The following is a 1,623-nucleotide window of genomic DNA, read 5'->3' on the forward strand; positions in this document are numbered from 1 at the left end:
TTTGCTCAGGTCGGACAAGTGTCTGCAGATGAAACAACACAACCGGCATCTACTTCAGCTGAAACAGTAAAGAAAACCGAAGCAAATAAATCGGCAGTCGAAGCTGCTGTAGCAGAAATTAAAGCTGATGAGGCGAAACCAGTCGTTAACCAATCAGATGCAAAACCTGGAGAACTTGTTGATGTTTCTAAGAAGGTTTCACCTATTGACGTGAAAGAACGCCAAGAAGGTGATCAAAAGATTCATGAAGAAACTGCAACAGTTGAAGTCACAAAGACAGAAGTGGCACCTGTAAAAAGTGAAGAACTTCCTGCTCCAAAGACTGAAACAACTGAGAGTACAGTGAGTGGGAAAGATGAAGATGGAAATTCTTATACCCAATATGAACGTGTTGATAAAACAACTACAGTCGAAATCAAGAAAGCGACAAGAACGATTTCAAAATCTAACTCTGCCGATATCGTTTTTGTTGTTGACCGTTCAGCATCTATGTCTCGAACTATTGACACTGTCCGTAACAATATCAATGAGTTTGCAAGAAATCTTGCTAAAGATGGAGTAGCAGCACGTTTTGGATTAGCTACCTTTAGTGATGAAGTATATGGACGTATAGGTGGATTAGCAGATGAGGGTACAATTTTAACAAAATTTAATGAATCTTATTTTACCTCTGACCCAGCTGAGCTTGAAAAAGCCTTAGCAGGCATTAAGCTTGCACATGGTGGAGACTTCCCTGAAACATCTACACCTACTCTTACACAAATTGTTTCAACCTACGACTGGTCTAAGTCACCTAAAAATAAAAAGTTTGTCGTATTGTTGACAGATGCTCCAATGAAGGAGGATCCTTCAATTCCAACGATGGCGAATACTCTTGCGTCTTTGAAAGCCGCAAAAATCGAAAGAATTGTTGCAACTTCGACAGGGACCGATATTAGCTATAAAGATTTTGTATCTGAAGGTCGATTAATGAATATTAATCGTAACTTGGCTGATTCTTTAACTAAGGATGCAACTACATGGATTGTTGAAACTGTGACTGAAGGACACAATTACAAGGTAACGAAAGATAATTACCAATTTTACCTAGAACGTCGTACAACACTACCTGTTGCTCAGACAGGAAGTGCGACTCCAACTACCACAGTTCCAGTAGCTACAGCTTATAAAAAAGAAGTGGCGAAACTCCCTGATACAGGAAGTAATGATACAGCGAACTATGGTATTGTGGGACTTGGCCTCCTAATGGCTGGACTTGGCTTAACTGTAAGCAATAGAAAGTCTAAGGAACAGTAAGCCTAACTGGAAGATTGTTTGTTAAAACATTGTGAGGAAAAAGCAGATAAAAAATAGGTAGTTTGTAAACGAAGTATGCAGATAAGCACAGGTATGACCTTCTGTATTATGGAGTACAAGCCGAATTTTTATGACGAGAAAAGAGCCGTAAGGTTCTTTTTTCGATTTCGAGAAAATACTGCAAAAAAAAGTAAAAAGTGGTATAATGATAAGGTTATATAGTCCCGATAAGGTGGTAGGTATTCATTACTAGTAGTTTTCCTATCAGTACTTTGTAACTCTATAACAATATTTTTTAAGGGGGGACATTTTTATGTCAGAACGTAA

The 1,623-nt window shown here is 38.4% G+C and carries 1 protein-coding gene; it reads left to right on the forward strand.

Features of this window, described 5'->3' with window-relative positions:
- The coding region (locus tag GMD6S_RS08985) for a vWA domain-containing protein (RefSeq protein ID WP_000385362.1) at positions 1–1,296 on the forward strand (1,296 nt) is incomplete at its 5' end.
- Positions 1,297–1,623 lie beyond the last annotated feature (327 nt).

The organism is Streptococcus sp. GMD6S, from assembly GCF_000297015.1.